This is a genomic window from Psychrobacter sp. 219-2-C (assembly GCF_049560815.1).
Lineage (GTDB): Bacteria > Pseudomonadota > Gammaproteobacteria > Pseudomonadales > Moraxellaceae > Psychrobacter > Psychrobacter faecalis.
This window is the reverse complement of record NZ_CP186933.1, coordinates 306,842-325,078: the sequence shown is the minus strand read 5'-3', so window position 1 is coordinate 325,078 and position 18,237 is coordinate 306,842. Positions and strand designations below refer to the sequence as shown.

General features: G+C 44.6%; 15 protein-coding genes and 1 pseudogene. 10 read left to right on the top strand and 6 right to left on the bottom strand.

The window, feature by feature from the left end; genetic code table 11:
- Positions 1-165 precede the first annotated feature (165 nt).
- Positions 166-1,881, bottom strand: coding sequence for an AMP-binding protein (locus ACPEGP_RS01370; RefSeq protein ID WP_423813698.1), 1,716 nt, complete (start codon positions 1,879-1,881; stop codon positions 166-168).
- Positions 1,882-2,090: 209 nt separating this feature from the next.
- Positions 2,091-3,239 (bottom strand): DNA topoisomerase IB, encoded by a 1,149-nt coding sequence (locus ACPEGP_RS01365; RefSeq protein WP_423813697.1) that lies wholly within the window; start codon positions 3,237-3,239, stop codon positions 2,091-2,093.
- A gap of 178 nt (positions 3,240-3,417) precedes the next feature.
- Between ACPEGP_RS01365 and ACPEGP_RS01360 the strand changes: the two genes are divergently transcribed.
- Both ACPEGP_RS01360 and ACPEGP_RS01355 read left to right on the top strand, forming a co-directional pair.
- Entirely contained in the window at positions 3,418-3,594 is a 177-nt protein-coding gene (locus tag ACPEGP_RS01360) for a hypothetical protein (RefSeq protein ID WP_423813696.1), read from the top strand.
- 15 nt (positions 3,595-3,609) lie between these two features.
- Positions 3,610-3,870: pseudogene (locus ACPEGP_RS01355) on the top strand (GNAT family N-acetyltransferase); the annotation flags it as partial.
- A gap of 123 nt (positions 3,871-3,993) precedes the next feature.
- On the opposite strand, the gene ACPEGP_RS01350 reads toward ACPEGP_RS01355, so the two are convergent.
- From ACPEGP_RS01350 to ACPEGP_RS01340, 3 genes are all read right to left on the bottom strand, one after another.
- A complete protein-coding gene (locus ACPEGP_RS01350; RefSeq protein WP_191691384.1) occupies positions 3,994-4,278 on the bottom strand; it encodes a pyrimidine/purine nucleoside phosphorylase in 285 nt (94 codons plus the stop codon).
- Between the two features lie 213 nt (positions 4,279-4,491).
- A protein-coding gene (gene prfB / locus ACPEGP_RS01345) for a peptide chain release factor 2 (RefSeq protein WP_191691386.1) occupies positions 4,492-5,587 on the bottom strand; the annotation gives its coding sequence in 2 pieces (ribosomal slippage) (positions 4,492-5,514 and positions 5,516-5,587; 1,095 coding nt in all).
- A 116-nt stretch (positions 5,588-5,703) separates the two neighbouring features.
- Complete coding sequence (locus ACPEGP_RS01340; RefSeq protein WP_198328058.1) at positions 5,704-6,405, bottom strand: HAD family hydrolase; 702 nt, start codon at positions 6,403-6,405, stop codon at positions 5,704-5,706.
- Positions 6,406-6,600: 195 nt separating this feature from the next.
- On the opposite strand from ACPEGP_RS01340, the gene ACPEGP_RS01335 reads away from it, so the two are divergent.
- A complete protein-coding gene (locus tag ACPEGP_RS01335; RefSeq protein ID WP_423813695.1) occupies positions 6,601-7,047 on the top strand; it encodes a hypothetical protein in 447 nt (148 codons plus the stop codon).
- A gap of 19 nt (positions 7,048-7,066) precedes the next feature.
- Here ACPEGP_RS01335 and ACPEGP_RS01330 read toward each other — a convergent pair whose 3' ends face one another.
- On the bottom strand, positions 7,067-7,603 hold the full coding sequence (locus ACPEGP_RS01330) for a gamma carbonic anhydrase family protein (RefSeq protein ID WP_423814224.1): 537 nt from the start codon (positions 7,601-7,603) through the stop codon (positions 7,067-7,069).
- A 242-nt stretch (positions 7,604-7,845) separates the two neighbouring features.
- Here ACPEGP_RS01330 and ACPEGP_RS01325 point away from each other — a divergent pair, with 242 nt between their 5' ends.
- The 7 genes from ACPEGP_RS01325 (at position 7,846) to ACPEGP_RS01295 (ending at position 18,103) form a co-directional block, all read left to right on the top strand.
- A complete protein-coding gene (locus ACPEGP_RS01325) occupies positions 7,846-8,394 on the top strand; it encodes a phosphatase PAP2 family protein (RefSeq protein WP_198328060.1) in 549 nt (182 codons plus the stop codon).
- Positions 8,395-8,723: 329 nt separating this feature from the next.
- Positions 8,724-9,956 (top strand): glutamine-hydrolyzing carbamoyl-phosphate synthase small subunit, encoded by a 1,233-nt coding sequence (carA, locus tag ACPEGP_RS01320; protein WP_191691396.1) that lies wholly within the window; start codon positions 8,724-8,726, stop codon positions 9,954-9,956.
- A gap of 162 nt (positions 9,957-10,118) precedes the next feature.
- The gene (gene carB / locus ACPEGP_RS01315; protein WP_423813694.1) at positions 10,119-13,373 is read left to right on the top strand and encodes a carbamoyl-phosphate synthase large subunit; all 3,255 of its coding nucleotides are present in this window, start codon (positions 10,119-10,121) and stop codon (positions 13,371-13,373) included.
- Between the two features lie 375 nt (positions 13,374-13,748).
- Entirely contained in the window at positions 13,749-14,225 is a 477-nt protein-coding gene (greA, locus tag ACPEGP_RS01310) for a transcription elongation factor GreA (protein ID WP_191691401.1), read from the top strand.
- A 497-nt stretch (positions 14,226-14,722) separates the two neighbouring features.
- Positions 14,723-15,673: a hypothetical protein gene (locus ACPEGP_RS01305; protein WP_423813693.1), complete on the top strand. Its 951-nt coding sequence runs from the start codon at positions 14,723-14,725 to the stop codon at positions 15,671-15,673.
- 231 nt (positions 15,674-15,904) lie between these two features.
- The gene (locus ACPEGP_RS01300) at positions 15,905-17,173 is read left to right on the top strand and encodes a putative DNA modification/repair radical SAM protein (RefSeq protein WP_423813692.1); all 1,269 of its coding nucleotides are present in this window, start codon (positions 15,905-15,907) and stop codon (positions 17,171-17,173) included.
- Positions 17,174-17,230: 57 nt separating this feature from the next.
- A complete protein-coding gene (locus tag ACPEGP_RS01295; RefSeq protein WP_423813691.1) occupies positions 17,231-18,103 on the top strand; it encodes a TIGR03915 family putative DNA repair protein in 873 nt (290 codons plus the stop codon).
- Positions 18,104-18,237 lie beyond the last annotated feature (134 nt).

Here is an 18,237-nt window from a genome sequence, read left to right as displayed (position 1 = left end):
TTTGTCTAGTATTCTTTGCATGTAGTCTTTATAGTGTACGGAAAAATATTTGAGACAGTGCATGATGCATTGCTCATCTTAAGCTAACATGGCCAATAAGGCGGTGACTGACGTACAGTCGCCCTTAATATGGCCGCGTCTTGATATCGTCGCGTTTTTCTTGGCTTATGCCGCAGACAAACTGCGCAGCAAAAAGCGCTGAATCTTGCCACTTGGGGTCTTGGGCAATGCTGCCACAAACTCAACGTCACGCGGATAGGCGTGTGTCGATAGACGCTTGCGTACCAGGGCTTGTATTTCTTTGGCCAGCTCATCTGAGCCTTCGATGCCGTCCTTTAGCACCACATACGACTTGATGGTATGACCGCGCACTTCATCAGGTACTCCGACGGCCGCCGACTCTGCCACCGCATCATGCTCCAGCACGGTGTTTTCGACATCAGTCGGCCCCACACGGTAGCCTGCGGTGATGATGATGTCATCATCACGCCCTGAGAACCAATAGCTACCGTCACTATGACGTTCGACCACATCGCCTGTTAGGTAGTAATCATCCACAAAGGCGTCTTTTTCATTCCAGCTATAACCACGGAAATAAAACGCGGGCGACTGACTGACCACCACCGCCAGCTGGCCTTGCTCACCATCAGGCAAGACATTCATGTCATCATCCAACACGACGAGGGTATGCCCTGGAAGCGCCATACCCATTGAGCCGATAGGACACTCATGGATCAAAGCATGGTGCTCGCAGCACGTCATTCCCGTCTCAGTTTGTCCATATTGGTCACAGACTTTGCAGTTTAGATAAGTCTCCACCCAGTTGACGACCTCAGTATTTAGGGTCTCGCCTGCCGAGTTGGCGCAGCGTAGGAATAACGCGGCATCGCTATCATCATGCGCCCGCTCAAACACGCCGCTGGATTTCATCATACGAAAGGCAGTGGGTGAGGAGGCCAAATTGGTAATCTTATGACGCACCATAAAGTCGCGCGTGTTTTCTGCATCAAATCCTGACTCATTAAAATGGGTGGTGATGCCCATCAGCAACGGCCCTGTAATGGCATAATACAACCCATAGGCCCAGCCAGGATCAGCCATATTCCAGTAATTATCATCGGCGCGCAAATCGATGGCATAACGCATATATAGATAAAAAGCCGAGAGCGCGCTGAGAGGAACGCTGACGCCCTTAGATTTACCGACGGTCCCAGAGGTAAACATCTGCAAAAATGGCACATCTGTATCCAAGAGCACAGGCGCCGCCGTAGATGACTGCGCTGCTACCACCTCCTCATAACGATCGTCACCCCAGCCATGGTCCTGCTGGCTATCATTGCCGCCCACCAAGACCATTTTGGTTTGCTCAGCCAAATCCTCAAACTTGCCGCGGTTCTCAAGGTTGGTAAATACCACTTTGGTATTGGCCTTATCCATACGGTATTTGATCGACTCATAGCCAAAAGCGGTAAATAACGGCTGATACACGGCACCAATACGCCATGTCGCCAATACAATAGTCAGCAGTTCAGGTGTGCGCGGCAGCATGGTCGCCACTTGTTCGCCAGCTTGCACACCATATGACTGGAGCAAGTTGGCAACGTGGCCACTGGCCTTATCAAGCTCAGCGAAGCTTAGGCGCGTGACGTTGCCTGCTGTGTCTTCGTGTACGAGTGCGAGATGCTCACCCCGCCCATCACGCACATGGCGCCCGCAGCAGGCCATGTAAGCATTTCGCTGGTCGTCCAGATGCTCGCCATAGATTTCTGCCAATAACGCATTCATATCAAAATTATGATAGTAATCGTTGTAGCTCGTTGGTGTGTGGGTAGTATCTTTAGTAGAGTTTGCGGACGAATGATTGGAAGATGTGGTGTTCATAAGCTAATCCTTTAGCAATAGAGAATCGCTGACGATAGACGATATCAGCACTTTATTAGAAGTCAAACAGTCCTATCCTAGTCACTATTTGCTCTTATGTTTTGCGCATATAAAAATACGTATACTCTATTAGTAACGCATTTTAATATTTATATCAATACATAACGTATCATTTTCAGAAATTAATAGGAGTTTTGCTAAAAATAGATTTATTGGATAGCATTTAAAAAGCCTAGCAGCGCTTTCTCTTCGCAGCTTTGATATTGTTTGGTACGGCCACGGCGTGCTTGTTTATAACACTCAAAAAACTGCCCTGCTAAAAAGCGCTCGATAATAATAGGATTGATATAAGACGCTCGGCAAACAGCAGGCGTGTTGCCAAGCTCTTCTGCCACCACTTTAACCATATCAACGACCAGCTGCTGGCGCTCATTGCTATTAGGCTCACTGGCTAATATTTCTCTGCCCTCGACAGTCTGCAGCTCGTCGTACAAATAACTGGCCGCAAGGACGCTTGCCATCCAAGTACGAAAATCCTTGGCGCTATATACATTGCTGCTGTATGTCTTGCCCTCACTATAATGACCGCCAGTATGATGACCGCCAGTATGCGACCGTATATAGTCATTGATATCGCTACTATCGACGACTTGCTTATCACCATTATCATCCAAATATTTAAAAATCTGATAACCTGGCAGCTCAGAGCAGGCTTGTACAATCTCAATTAAGCGCTCGTCTTGCAGTTCAATATGATGCTCTTTGGCACTTTTCCCGACAAAATCAAACGCCAAGCCATTATCCGTTTCGCTGACGTGCTTGCTGCGTAAGGTGCTTAAGCCATAGCTTTTATTCATCTTCGCATAGCGGCTATTACCGATACGAATTAAAGTGGTTTCCAGCAATTTAACCACGGCGGCGAGTACATTGGCGCGTGATAGTGGCGCTGCCTCCAAGTCTTTTTCGACTTGCGCTCGCAGATTTGGCAACGTTTCAGCAAAGCCTATCATCGCTGCAAACTTAGCATTGTCTCGCACGCGATTCCATTCAGGATGATACAAGTACTGCTTGCGCGCTTTATCATCGCGGCCTGTCGATTGCAGATGACCTTTAACATCTTGGCATATCCAAACCTCTGACCACATCGGCGGTATCACCAATGCATCAAAACGCTGACGCAACGCTTTATCTTTGACCGTTTTGCCGGTGGCGTCTTTATAAGTAAAGCCGCGGCCCCAACGCCTACGCGTAAACCCTGGCTCATCATCGCTGACGTAGCGTAAGTTGGCCAAGCGCGCCAAATGTTCATAATCATGGCGCACATCTTGCGTGGTCGTTTGGTCATCTAGCTTCGCCATAAAAAATACTCAATTAATCAAATAGTCGTTTTAGGATAATGAATTGCGACTATTTTTGCTGTTTGTTTGCCACAAGCAAAGTGTAATCGATGTGTAAAACACCGCTTTGAAAGGTTCTAAACGATGAGATTTTAAGCCATAATTCGCTGAACACCACAACTTAAGTCAAATAAATATAATGACAAATACTTCGATAAAAATAGCCCCATTGTCTAAAGCGGATTACGACGCTTGGTTGAAATTGTGGCAAAATTATTTAACCTTTTATGAAACTCGTCTGCCGCCAAGTACCACAGAAAAGACATGGCACAACCTACTTGAAAGCGATGTGCCGATTTATGGCTTTGGTGCGTAGCAGGACGACAAGTTAGTAGGTATCACGCATGTGGTACTACATCCCAATACTTGGAATACGACAGAATGTTGTTACTTAGAAGATTTATACGTTAGTGATGCGGTTCGCGGGCAAGGCGTTGGACGCGCACTGATTGAACAGGTGTATGAATTTGCCAATAACAAAAACTGCAACCGTGTTTATTGGACGACGCAAGAAGACAATGCGACGGCACGCAATCTCTATGATGTAATCGCTACTCAAACTGACATGGTGCAATATCGCAAAGACTTATAACTTTGATTGGCTCTATGTTGTCAGTCTACTATCTTTAAATTTATTCAGAATAATACGCACAAAAAAACGCCAAGCGTTAAGCACTTGGCGTTTTTTTACGACACAAATCTAAACTAAAAATGATTATTTACCATAAGTACATAAATAAGCACTTTCAACGTCTACTTTTACTTGAAACTTCTGGTTGGCTTCAACGGTAAATTGCTCGCCCGCATTAAAGGTCTGCCACTCATCACTTTCTGGCAGTTTTACCGTCAATGCTCCACTGACTACGCTCATGGTTTCAAAATCGCTAGTACCAAACTCATACTCGCCAATTTCCATCACGCCAACAGTAGCTGGCAGGGTTGCCGTTTGAAAGGCGATAGAAGTCACTTTATTATCAAAATAGTTATTAACGCTTGGCATAATTTTCCTTAAGTCGTTTCGTTTAAAGTCTGATTAGTGATTAAATAGCAGTAATAGGCTATCTATAACAGCATAGCAATTTAATAAAGAACACTCGGCTCTGTTGTTCGTAAACTCTCAAAGTCGCTCGTTTATCTTTATTAAATCGCCTTTATAATAGGCTATTTGCTGTTCCTTTTATGTATAGCAGTCGATAGTATTTATGGACTAAATTTACAGCCCAGCTTTTAAGCTTGCTACGATAAATTGATCGAGGTCACCATCGAGTACCGCGCCAGTATTAAAGGTTTCAACACCAGTACGCAAGTCTTTGATACGCGAGTCATCGAGTACATAAGAGCGGATTTGACTGCCCCAACCGACATCAGATTTATTATCCTCGACCGCTTGCTGGCTCTCCATACGTTTTTGCATCTCAAGCTCATACAACTTGGCGCGGAGCATTTTCATCGCCGTCGCTCTGTTTCCATGTTGGCTACGCTCGTTCTGACACGTGACCACCACGCCACTTGGCTCGTGAGTAATACGCACCGCAGAATCGGTGGTGTTCACGTGCTGACCACCCGCGCCTGATGAGCGGTAAGTATCGATACGCAAATCGGCTGGATTGATATCAATTTCAACGTTGTCATCGATTTCAGGCGATACAAAAACGGCGGCAAAGGAAGTATGACGACCATTATTACTATCAAATGGTGACTTACGCACTAAGCGATGCACGCCAATTTCGGTACGTAACCAACCAAAGGCATAATCGCCTTTAATCTCAATCGTCGCTGACTTAATGCCAGCGACACTACCTGACGATACTTCGATAACTTCGACTTTAAAGCCATGAGATTCGGCCCAGCGCGTGTACATCCGCAGCAGCATTTCCGCCCAATCTTGCGCTTCGGTGCCACCACTACCCGACTGGATATCCAAGTAGCAATTGTTCGGATCCATCTCACCGCTAAACATCCGGCGGAACTCTAAATCCGCAACGCGTTTCTCCGCATTGTCGAGCTCTGCTTGCACATCAGCAAGTAAGGATTCGTCTTCTGCTTCTACTGCTAAATCAAGCATGGCAGCGGCATCTGCTAAAGTCATTTCAAGCGAAACCACAACGTCGATGACGCCATCAAGCTGACTTTTTTCTTTATTAATCTTGGTCGCGCGCTCTGGATCATTCCACAGCTCAGGGTTTTCCAATTCTAAATTGACTTCCTCTAAGCGTTCTTGCTTACCGTCGAAGTCAAAGATACCTCCGCAAATCCTGCCCACGCTCAGATAAATCTTTGATACGTTCTTGATACGGATTGATTTCCATAAAGTTTCCTGTCTTTTTAAATAAATATCTTACTGATGTGGCGCTATTTTAAATGAGATTGATGCTAAATAGTTGGCTAATTAATACTGCTTTTATATTAAATAGCTATAGACCAGCTAAATCGTCCAATCTTCTACTGCCCAGCGATGGGCAAGCGCGTGCGCATGTAGCGCATCATCGGGTGACACGCAGATAGCCACATCCGCCCATTCGAGTAATGGGATGTCATTTTTGGAATCTGAATAGGCATAAGTTTTATCAAAAGTGATACCCGCTAATTGCTTTTTATTAAGCCACTTGTCTAGATGGTAGATTTTACCTTCTTTAAAATTGGGCTTATCGGTTAATTTACCGGTATAACGCTCGTTTTGTATCTCAAGTGGCGTCGATAGTACATTACTCTCTTCAATACCAAAACGCTTAGCAATCGCCGACACTACAAAATCATTGGTGGCAGAAATAATCACCACGTCGTGACCCTGCTCGACGTGATGACAGAGCGCCTCCATGGCTTTTGGGCGAATATGCGGCTCGATTTCCGTCTTAATATAATCTTCGCGTAGCTCATGCAGTCTGTCCATCGGTAAGCTACTTAAAAATTGCGCGACAAATTCATTGTATTCGGTCGCATCGAGCGTACCTTCGATATAATCTTGATAAAACTTTTGATTGGCGGTGCGATATTCAGCTTCGTCAACCAGATTATGCTTGACGATATACTCGCCCCATAGGTAATCGCTATCGACATCGAGTAACGTATGGTCTAAATCAAAAAGTGCCAACTCTTTTGGAGCTTGTCCCGCTTGTGTTGCCTGCATAATGGAGCCTTGTTTTTATTAATTAAAGGAATGATTTTTTGACTATAAAATATGTTAGAAAATTATTGGATATAAAACGTGTTGCATCATGCGCTATAAGTCTACTGTTTACTAAACATAATTATGCTAACTTATTTACTTTAATATCTCATTACCTTATCTTTAATCTGCTTGATAATAACAATAGAGAACTGTATGAAAGCGCCTGATGATAAAACTGCTTTGTCCAACCGACCGCGACGTCCTGCCCGCTCCATCAGAGAAATCAGGCGACGGCAGTTAGGCAAAAGCTATCAATCGCCTTTAGAGCGTCTACTTTATGCGCTGTTAAACGCTCTGTTATATGGTTTTGGCGGCTTACTTATCGACCTTGCCATCGTTGTTATTCGCTCCATCGCCGGTATGGGCAATGGCGAGATATTCTGGCTATTCACGCCGTTTATGCTAGTTTTGGGGGCGTTAACGGGTTTTATCGTCGGTAAAAGCGCCGGCGCTGAAAGCGTCAATGCTTTAAATATCGATGATACGAATAATAATTATTACCTTAATGACCATTCTATACGCCATGATATCTTCCGCGGACTGATTATCGGTATTATCATTTTTGCCGTTATTTGGCTTATCATGATGCTAATGGCATAAAATTCCGCTTTCTGATGCCTCAATCAGGCATCGCTATTTCTGTTAGGCCGGTTTTAAATTTCTGACAGCGCTCCGCATAATGCATAGCTGATAGCTTTAACATTGCCGCTTGCTCATCGCTTAAGGTTTTGACCACTTTTGCCGGCGCACCCATCACCAGCGAATTATCCGGTATCTCTTTACCTTCAGTAACCAAAGCTTTGGCACCAATGATACAGTTTTTACCGATTTTGGCATTATTCAATACCACCGCGCCAATACCAATCAAGCTATTATCACCAACTTCGCAGCCATGCAGCATCGCTAAATGGCCAATGGTGACGTAATCGCCGATTTTAACCTCAATCCCTGCATCGGTATGAATGACGCTGTTTTCTTGCACATTACTATAATCACCGATATGAATGCGCTCGTTGTCACCGCGAATCACCGCGCCAAACCAGACGTTGGCTTGATGACCCAAATACACATCGCCTATCACCTGTGCGGTATCAGCAACCCAACCATTAAATGGTACGGCAAACTCTGGCGTTTTGTCTAAATATTGATAAATCATCATCCATCCTTAGTGGTTATTTTTATACAAGTTTATATATGGTAAAAAGCGTGCCACAAATAAATGTGACTTAAAGCATGATAGTTGTAAAGAAAGATAAAAACTTTATAGTATAATGCTGCCGCCAATCAATAGAGCAATTAGAATTTAGAATAAAGCCGTATGCCATTTATCCCTATAAAATAACTATAGAATTTTATAGAGACAATCAACGCTCACCAACCTTTTTTAGGATCGCAGTGATGATCAGCAAAAAATACGCCCCTATCGTTTTATTATCGACCAGCTTGATGGCTGCCATCCCTGCCCACGCTGACAGTAGCACTACTAGTAAGGTAGGCGATGTACTGGCCTTTGCCATTCCAGCTGCTGCTTACGGTAGCACTTATTATATGGATGATAAAGAGGGTCGTCAGCAATTTTACTATTCATTTGCGACCAACGTTGCTACGACGCAAGTCCTAAAGTCGGTGATAGACAAAGAGCGACCCAATGGCCGTGATGAGGATTCCTTCCCTTCTGGCCATACCTCGATGGCGTTTCAGGGTGCCAGCTTTATCCATAAACGCTATGGCTTAGAATATAGCATTCCTGCGTATATTGGCGCAGGTTTCGTGGCTTATAGTCGTGTTGAAGCCGATGAGCATGATGTGGCCGACGTGGTGGCAGGGGCAGCATTAGGAATTGCCAGTAGTATGTATTTAACCAAAAGCTATTATGACGACCAAGTGCACATCGCCACCAATTTAGCACCCGACTATTATGGGGTATCGGTGCATTATAATTTTTAATAGCACTTATTTATCCCATTTGAAAGCACTAAATACAGACATTAGAAATAACAGAAGAGATAAGATGCTAGCCCTTAACGCAAAACTCTAGTATAATGCGCAAAATCTGTGCCAAAGCGAGCGGACATGATGCAAGTTACTCATTCACCCTTAGTGAATCCTGTACCTTTTCATCTATGATGTCTTCTCGCTTTTTTGTGGAAAAAATTTGGCTTCAGCCCTTTTTTATGTGTATTTAGCAGTATTTAAATACCTCTAAAAAGCCATTTTAGAACAAAATTTTTATCATAAAACATCACGGCACTCACCCATAACAGCGGAGGCAACCCTTGAATTCATCGGCAGAAATACAAGCAATTTTGGCACTAGCAGACGGTACGATTTTTCGCGGTTTGAGTATCGGTAGTCTTGGTCATCGTGTCGGTGAGGTGGTATTTAATACAGCCATGACAGGGTACCAAGAAATTCTAACTGACCCAAGTTACGCGCGCCAGCTGGTCACGCTTACCTATCCGCACATCGGCAATACTGGCACCAACGCTGAAGATGTCGAATCTGGTAATGGCCATCAAGTATGGGCTGAAGGGCTTATCATTCGTGACGCGACGATGGTCACTTCAAACTTCCGTAACTCAGAGTCATTGACGGATTATTTACAGAACCATGATACGGTCGCCATTGCTGATATCGATACCCGCCAGTTGACGCGCTTATTACGTGATAAAGGTGCACAAAACGGTTGTATCATGACCGCTTCTAACGGCGCAACGATTAGCAGCGAAGATGAGCAGCAAGCGATTAAATTGGCGCAAGAATTCGCTGGTATCGAAGGCATGGACTTGGCAAAAGAATGCTGTACGCCGAAGACGTTTGAATGGACAGCAGGCAGCTGGGATTTATCAGATACACTACTCAACCGCGATATACCGGGCAGCCATGATAGCGGTACGGGCGGCTTTTTTAAACAGCTTGGCACCCATGTTGACTCAAAATACAACGTTGTCGCCTACGATTTTGGTAGCAAAACCAATATCCTGCGTATGCTCGTAGACCGCGGTTGTCATGTGACGGTCGTACCCGCCCAAACGCCTATTGCAGATGTGTTAGCAATGAATCCAGACGGTATCTTCTTATCAAATGGTCCTGGCGATCCTGCGGCTTGTGATTACGCTATCGATGCGGTCCGTCATATCATTGAAGAAACCGACATTCCAACCTTTGGTATCTGCTTAGGTCATCAGCTCATTGGTCTTGCCAGCGGTGCCAACACCATTAAGATGAAAACCGGCCATCATGGTGCCAATCATCCAGTACAAGACTTAGCCACTGGTACGGTGATGATTACCAGTCAAAACCATGGTTTTGCCGTTGATGAAGACACCTTGCCTGATAACGTTAAATCTACCCATCGCTCATTATTTGATGGTACCAACCAAGGGATTGAGCTGACCAATAAGCCGGTCTTTAGCTTCCAAGGTCACCCAGAAGCCAGCCCTGGCCCACATGATGCTGCGCCACTGTTTGATAGGTTTGCGGATATGATGGCAGCGGCGAAAGCGTAACTTATCAATAGTTAACCGCAAACAGAGAATAAATATAAGTATAAAGCTTGAAGCACAGATGGTGGTTCAAGCTACACCCTAGCAGACACGATAAGTATTATCGAACATATCGTTAAAATACAGATTACTCAAAATATCACCCAAACGAAGGTAGCCCTAACTATGCCAAAACGTACCGACATAAAAAGCATTCTTATCATTGGCGCAGGCCCTATCGTCATCGGCCAAGCATGTGAGTTTGACTACTCAGGCGCGCAGGCGTGTAAAGCGCTAAAAGAAGAAGGCTACCGCGTCATCTTGGTCAACTCAAACCCTGCAACCATCATGACCGACCCTGTCATGGCTGATGCGACTTATATCGAGCCGATTACCTGGCAGACGGTTGAGCAAATCATTGCTAAAGAGCGTCCGGATGCTATCCTGCCAACGATGGGCGGACAGACAGCGCTAAACTGTGCTTTAGACCTAGACAAACATGGCGTCTTGACCAAATACAACTGTGAATTGATTGGCGCGACCAAAGACTCAATCGAGATGGCAGAAGACCGCAACTTATTTGATAAAGCCATGAAGCGTATCGGCCTTGAGTGCCCGCGCGCTGAAACCGCTGAGACCATGGAAGAAGCCTTTGCAACCCAAGAAAAAATGGGCTATCCGTGCATCATTCGTCCGTCATTTACCATGGGCGGTTCAGGCGGCGGTATTGCGTACAATCGTGACGAATTTATCGAGATTTGTGAGCGCGGTTTTGACTTATCACCGAACCATCAATTGCTTATTGATGAGTCACTAATCGGTTGGAAAGAATATGAGATGGAAGTGGTTCGTGATAAAAACGACAACTGCATCATCATTTGTGCGATTGAGAACTTTGACCCAATGGGCGTGCATACCGGCGACTCAATCACAGTCGCCCCAGCACAAACTTTGACCGACAAAGAATACCAAATCATGCGTAATGCTTCATTAGCCGTACTGCGAGAAATCGGTGTGGAAACAGGCGGCTCAAACGTCCAGTTCGGTATCAACCCTGACACGGGTCGTATGGTCGTCATCGAGATGAACCCGCGTGTCTCACGCTCATCGGCATTGGCATCAAAAGCAACCGGCTTCCCGATTGCTAAAATCGCTGCCAAATTGGCGATTGGTTATACCCTAGATGAATTGCAAAATGACATCACAGGCGGCAAAACGCCAGCGAGCTTTGAGCCGGCGCTCGATTATGTTGTGACCAAAATACCTCGCTTTAACTTTGAGAAATTCCCACAAGCCGACAGTGTGTTATCAACCCAGATGAAATCGGTTGGTGAAGTGATGGCAATCGGTCGTAACTTCCAAGAGTCGATGCAAAAAGCATTACGTGGTATGGAAACTGGCAATGATGGTTTTGATGAGCAAATCGACTTATCAAAAGTAAGCATTGAGAAAGCCCGTAGCGAGATTAACAATCGCTTAACCATTCCAACCCCTGAACGTATTTATTATATTGCTGATGCTTTCCGTATTGGGATGAGCGTCGATGAAGTGTTTAACTTAACCAAAATCGATCCATGGTTTTTGGTACAAATTGAAGACATTGTTAAAACCGAAGCACAAGTTAAAGCCCTAGGCTTTGGCGGTTTAACTGAGCAAAACCTGCGTAGCTTTAAGCGTAAAGGCTTATCAGATTTGCGTTTGGCAAAACTGCTTGGCGTCTCACAAAAACAGCTACGCAAAAAGCGTTGGGATTTAAACGTTTATCCTGTCTATAAACGCGTCGATACCTGTGCGGCAGAATTTGCCACCAGCACCGCTTATATGTACTCAACGTACGACAGCGAATGTGAAGCCAATCCAACGGATAACAAGAAAATCATGGTTATCGGTGGCGGTCCTAACCGTATCGGTCAAGGTATCGAGTTTGACTATTGCTGTGTTCATGCGGCGCTTGCCATGCGCGAAGACGGCTACGAGACCATCATGGTCAACTGTAACCCTGAAACCGTTTCGACCGATTATGACACCTCTGACCGTCTGTATTTTGAGCCAATCACCTTAGAAGATGTACTTGAAATCGTCCGTATCGAAAATCCAGACGGCGTGATTGTGCAATTTGGCGGTCAAACCCCATTAAAACTGGCGCGTGCGCTTGAAGCTGCTGGCGTCAAAATCATCGGTACCAGTCCTGATGCGATCGACCGCGCTGAAGACCGCGAACGCTTTCAGCATATGATTCAGCAATTGAACCTTGTGCAACCAACCAATGCGTTAGCGACAAGCTTAGAAGATGGTTTGGTCAAAGCCAAAGACGTTGGCTATCCGCTAGTAGTCCGCCCATCATATGTACTTGGTGGTCGCGCGATGGAAATCGTCTATAACGAAGACGAGTTAAGACATTACTTGCGCACCGCGGTTCAAGCGTCAAACGAAGCGCCTGTACTCCTTGACCGCTTCTTAGATGATGCCATCGAAGTCGATGTTGACTGTGTCTGCGACGGCACTGACGTGGTGATTGGCGGTATCATGCAGCATATCGAACAAGCTGGCGTGCACTCTGGTGACTCGGCTTGCTCATTGCCGCCTTACTCATTATCAGATGAGCTTTGCGATAAAATGCGCGCGCAAACCGTTGCGATGGCAAAAGAGCTTGGCGTCGTCGGTTTGATGAACGTTCAGTTCGCGGTAAAAGGCGAAACGGTTTACATTCTAGAGGTGAACCCACGTGCCGCCCGTACCGTACCTTTCGTATCTAAATGTATCGGTACGTCATTAGCACAAGTCGCGGCGCGCTGTATGGCTGGTACGTCATTGAAAGATCAAGGTTTTACCACTGAAATCGTCCCAGCATTTTATGCGGTCAAAGAAGCGGTATTCCCATTTGCTAAATTCCCGGGTGTTGACCCAATCTTGAGCCCTGAGATGAAATCAACCGGTGAAGTCATGGGCGTTGGTAAAACCTTTGGCGAAGCATTCTACAAAGCGGTTATCGGTAGTAATGAGCGTCTGCCAGGTCTACCAACTGAGGGCGAAACCAAAACTGTCTTTATCTCGGTGCGTGATAGCGATAAAGAACAAGTTACTCCTATCGCTCGCCAGCTTCTAGATTTTGGCTTTAACATTGTTGCCACCACTGGTACGCAAAAAGTACTGGCGGAAAACGGTATTGAATGTAAGCAAATTAACAAAGTCACCGAAGGTCGCCCACATATCGTCGATGCCTTGAAAAATGGCAAAATTGACCTTATTATCAATACTACTGAAGGCAAACAAGCGCAAGAGGATTCATTCTCTATCCGCCGCAGTGCCCTACAAGGTAAAGTATTCTACGTCACGACATTAGGCGCGGCAGATGCAGTTTGTAAATCTTATGCGATTGACCTACCGTTTGATGTGTATAAGCTACAAGATTTGCATGAACAAGCAAAGACTATCGCTTAGTACTATTGACTTGGTGGTATAATTTCAGTAGATTAAGCATCATAGTGACGTTTATTTAAAAGCGTTGGCAAAAATTATGTCTGGTTTTTATACGACTATAGTACTTAAAAAAATTGTACTTTAGAAAAATAAAGTTTTTAAAAGATAAACCTAAAAAGCATAGTGGCTGAACTGCGACTATGCTTTTTATTACGTAAGGTTAAGGCGTCTTTTCGGTAAGTGTATCCGTACTGATAGTTAATCGCTAAGTGTGCAGTTACTTACGACGCAGCCTCAACCTCATTCTTTTTATATTACATACTCATTGCAACAACACTGACACCATCTCACTATTCACTAGGAGATGGTGTGGTGTTATTGGTTTAAGGAAAAAACATGCAACGTTATCCCATGACTCCACAAGGACATGCGGCGCTAGAAGCCGAACTAAAACAGTTAAAAAGTGTCGACCGTCCACGTATTACAGCGGCCATCGCTGAGGCGCGCGAACACGGCGACTTAAAAGAAAACGCTGAATACCATGCCGCTCGCGAACAACAAGGTTTTTGCGAAGCGCGTATACGTGATATCGAAGCCAAGCTTGGCGCTGCACAGGTCATCGACCCTGCTACGCTACCAAATGATGGCCGAGTGGTATTTGGCGTGAGTGTGGTCATTGAAAATATGGATACCGAAGAAGAAAAACAATACAAAATCGTCGGTGATGACGAAGCTGACTTTAAAGCTGGCAAAATCTCAGTCAACTCGCCGATTGCGCGTGGTTTGATTGGCAAGTCTGAAGGCGACGAAGTCCGTATCGAAACGCCCAAAGGCATAGTCGAGTATGAAATCATGAAAGTGATTTACGATTAATCTTGCTTATTTTGTAGATAAATAGATCACCTTTAAGAAAAAGCTTTCGATAACAAAAGCTTTTTTTGTAGATAGGTATAGTTAATTAGATATAAAAACGATACAACTTTTCATTGAACGATTTGATAGCTACGTATCTAATTTATTTGTATTCAACTATATATTTTTAGTGCAACTTATAGATGCAAAAAATAGTACACAACGTCATTATTAGTAAAATATTAGTTACACAATGCAGCTTTTTTACTCAATTCTTTTTAGCGCATAATTGTTCACACATTAAGTGCTAAGCATTTGACTAAAATAATGATGGAATGATAGCAAGTGTTGGCTATCATAAGTACCTTTGCCCTCGTTATTTGACATGGTTTACATGCTCATTTGACGAGGGTTTTTTCTTATATAAGCGTTGTTTTTCTCAACCTTGTTTTTTTAAATTTTATTTTTTTGCTACTTCATTAGCGGCTTTATTTACTGCTACTTTAAAGGAATCTATTATGACCACGCCAATCAATACGCCAGCATTTCAGGCTACGAATAAAAAAGCGCTTAAACATGCCTTCATTAAAAAAAACACTATTCCTACAGCCATATCAATGGTCTTAGCGGGTAGTTTTCTGTCGCTAGCTGCTGCCCATGCCGCACCTGAAGTAACGGTTGTACCATCTGTGAGCAGCAGTACCACAGTGGTCGAAAGTTACTCAGACGGCAAAACAGCGGTTATCACTGCAACGCCAAATGGCATTACCATGCAAGATGGCATGCCGTTTTACAGTACACAAGTGAGCAATGTGCCTCGTTATATGGTTCGCTCAGGCGCTAATACTGTCGTTACTCAAGGCAATGCCACGGTCACGAGCGTACCTGTGACCAACCAAGTCACCAATCAAACCAGTAGAGTTGACGTCATAGCGGTTCCAACGACCAGCGTGACCGAAGTCTTGCCGGTGACGCCGGTGACCCAGTTGCCCGTCATCAATGCCCCAACGACTACTATCGTCACCAACCAACCGGCAACGACGCAAATCGTTTCTACCTCTTTAGATACTCTGCAATTGACCCCAACTTTTAGCACGCCTGATGTGGTTAATGCTCAAACCAAAGTCATGAAAATATTAAAAAATAAAGATGGTCGTGAAGTGGCCGTACCCGCCAATCATATCGCGCCTGGTGACGTCATCGAATATCACACCACTTATACCAATACCACCGCGCAGCCTGTTACCGATATCAATGCCATGGTTTCTCTGCCAAATGGCGTGCAATTAGTGTCACTAAACAGTCCGTTACCAACGCTTGCCACCACTGGCGGCGATAGCTATCAAACTATTCAGCAAGTAGGCAATACTGTGGTTGTAAAAGAAAACTATTCTGGTCTTAAATGGAACTTGGTTGATCTAAGTCCAAACGCTGCTCAGACCGTCGTTATACGAGCTAAAGTTCAGTAATGACGACCTTATAAAATATCATATTTTATTAAATGATTACTCTAAAGCCTTGCAAACGCGGGGCTTTTGTCATTTTAAAGAAGTATGAATCTCCAACTAATCTTGTTGAAAATCTTTGTCTTCAAGCGACACTAGCTGTCGTCTTGTTTATGTAGTTATCCTACCTTTACCATGACTTAGGCTTAATTTTGCTAAAATACATACCTATAAATGATTTGGTAAATCGCGCTTATGGCAACCATCAACTATGAACGACTACAAGGCAAGCTCAATATCTTAGCGGACGCTGCTAAGTATGATGTCTCTTGCTCATCCTCCGCTGGTACGCGCAAAAACCAAGGCGGTGGTCTTGGTGATGCCTCCGCAACGGGTATTTGCCACAGCTATACCGAAGATGGTCGCTGCGTCAGCCTGCTTAAAATCTTGCTAACCAATCACTGTATATACGACTGCGCTTATTGTACCTCGCGTAAAAGCAATGACACGCCGCGCGCCGCTTTTAGTGTCGAGGAAGTTGTTGATTTGACCATGCAATTTTATCGTCGTAATTATATTGAAGGGCTTTTTCTCAGCTCAGGTATCTTTAAAAGCGGCGATTATACGATGGAGCGCTTGGTCGAGGTCGCCAAGATATTGCGGACCCGCGAGCGCTTTAACGGCTATATCCATCTAAAAACTATCCCCGGCGCGTCAAAAGAATTGCTACTAGAAGCGGGATTGTATGCCGATCGCCTTAGCGTCAATATTGAGATTCCAACCAAATCAGGACTGGCTTTGCTCGCTCCAGAGAAGTCGCATGATGAATTAAAAGCGCCAATGGAAACGGTTAAAACTGAAATTATCACCATCAAAGAGAGCCGTAAAACCCATAAAAAAACGCCTAAATTTGTGCCAGCGGGTCAGACCAGTCAGATGATTGTTGGCGCCAGCAATGAGACCGATTTGCAAGTCATACAGCTATCGAGCCATTTTTATCAGCAATATGATTTAAAACGTGTTTATTACTCAGGTTACGTGCCGATGTTGTCCGATAGTCGTCTGCCAGCGATTGGGACGCCTGTACCGATGATACGTGAAAACCGTCTGTATCAAGCGGATTGGCTGATGCGTTTTTATGGTTTTGGTGCGCACGAAATCGTTGAGCCTGACTCGCCGTTCTTAGATTTGGACTGTGATCCAAAGCTGGCTTGGGCAATCCGCCATCGTGAGCACTTTCCCGTTAATATACAAACCGCCACTTACGAGATGATTGTGCGCATTCCCGGTATCGGTATTAAGACCGCTAAGAAGATAGTCAAAGCGCGTAAGTTTAATCAGTTGACGCTTTATCATTTAAAAAAAATGGGCGCGGCGGTCAATCGCGCTAAGTACTTTATCGCAACAACGGGTAAAAACGAGCATTTGGCGCATTTAACCCGCGGTAATTTCCGCCAATATGTGCTGGCGCAAACGCAAACCAAATATAAAGATCAGCGCAATGGTCAATTGGCGCTGTTTTAATCAGCATGGTTTTAGTCGGTATGGTTTTAATTGTCACTATTTTAAATAGGAACATAAATGTCACAGTTGATGCAAAGTCATGACTATATTGTCGGTCACTTAACGCCCAGTATTGTGCTTTATGAGCCCAGTTTTGAAGGTTGGCTCAGTGCCGTATTTTATGTCTATACCAATAAGTTACAGGACGATGAATCCCTACAACTAATTGCTCACGACTGCTATATACCATCGTTGATTGCGCAGGCAACAAGCGTAGCAATGGATGCAGACAACGCCGAACGTGTACTAACCAAGCTGCATAAACTCTTAGGTCGCTCAGGTATGCGCAATATCCTCTGGGGATTTTTATCAGAAAAAGCTCATATCGGCACCACTTTATTTCAAGTAATCAAATACGCCATTGACTACCCTAGCCGCCATATTATGGAAGATTTGGGCAACCTAAATGTTTTGGAATTGGTACAAACCGTCAAATCGGTCGGCCGAGAAAAACACCGCATGGAAGCCTTTGTGCGCTTTGAGCATACCACTGACGATATCTACTTTGCCCGCGTTGAGCCTGACTTTAATGTCTTACCATTGATTGGTGAGCATTTTCGTCAGCGCTACCAAGACCAGCATTGGGCGATTTATGATGTGGCGCGCGGCTATGGCATTTATTATGACAAAAGTAAAAGCACGCCGTCGCGCCCTGCTGCCCTGCAAACCATCACTAACCTAGATGATGCGGTACTGCGTAATCCTGCTAGCATTCATAGTAAGGACGAACAGCGTTATCAAAAGTTTTGGCAAGGCTACTTTACTAATGTCAATATCAAGGAGCGTAAAAACCCACGGCTACATAAGCAATATCTGCCGCAGCGCTATTGGAAATATCTTAGTGAAAAGCAAGTGCTACCAAATGCTGAGCATTTACAAAAACGTCGCTAGTTTAGTAACGATACCTATTGCCAAATGCTTATTCTTAGCTAAAAAACTCTTACTCTCAGCTAAAAAAAGTATGGCAAATTTGACCTTATCTTTTTATCTTGGTGGTTGAGTTTTCAGTACTTTTAACTGACAAT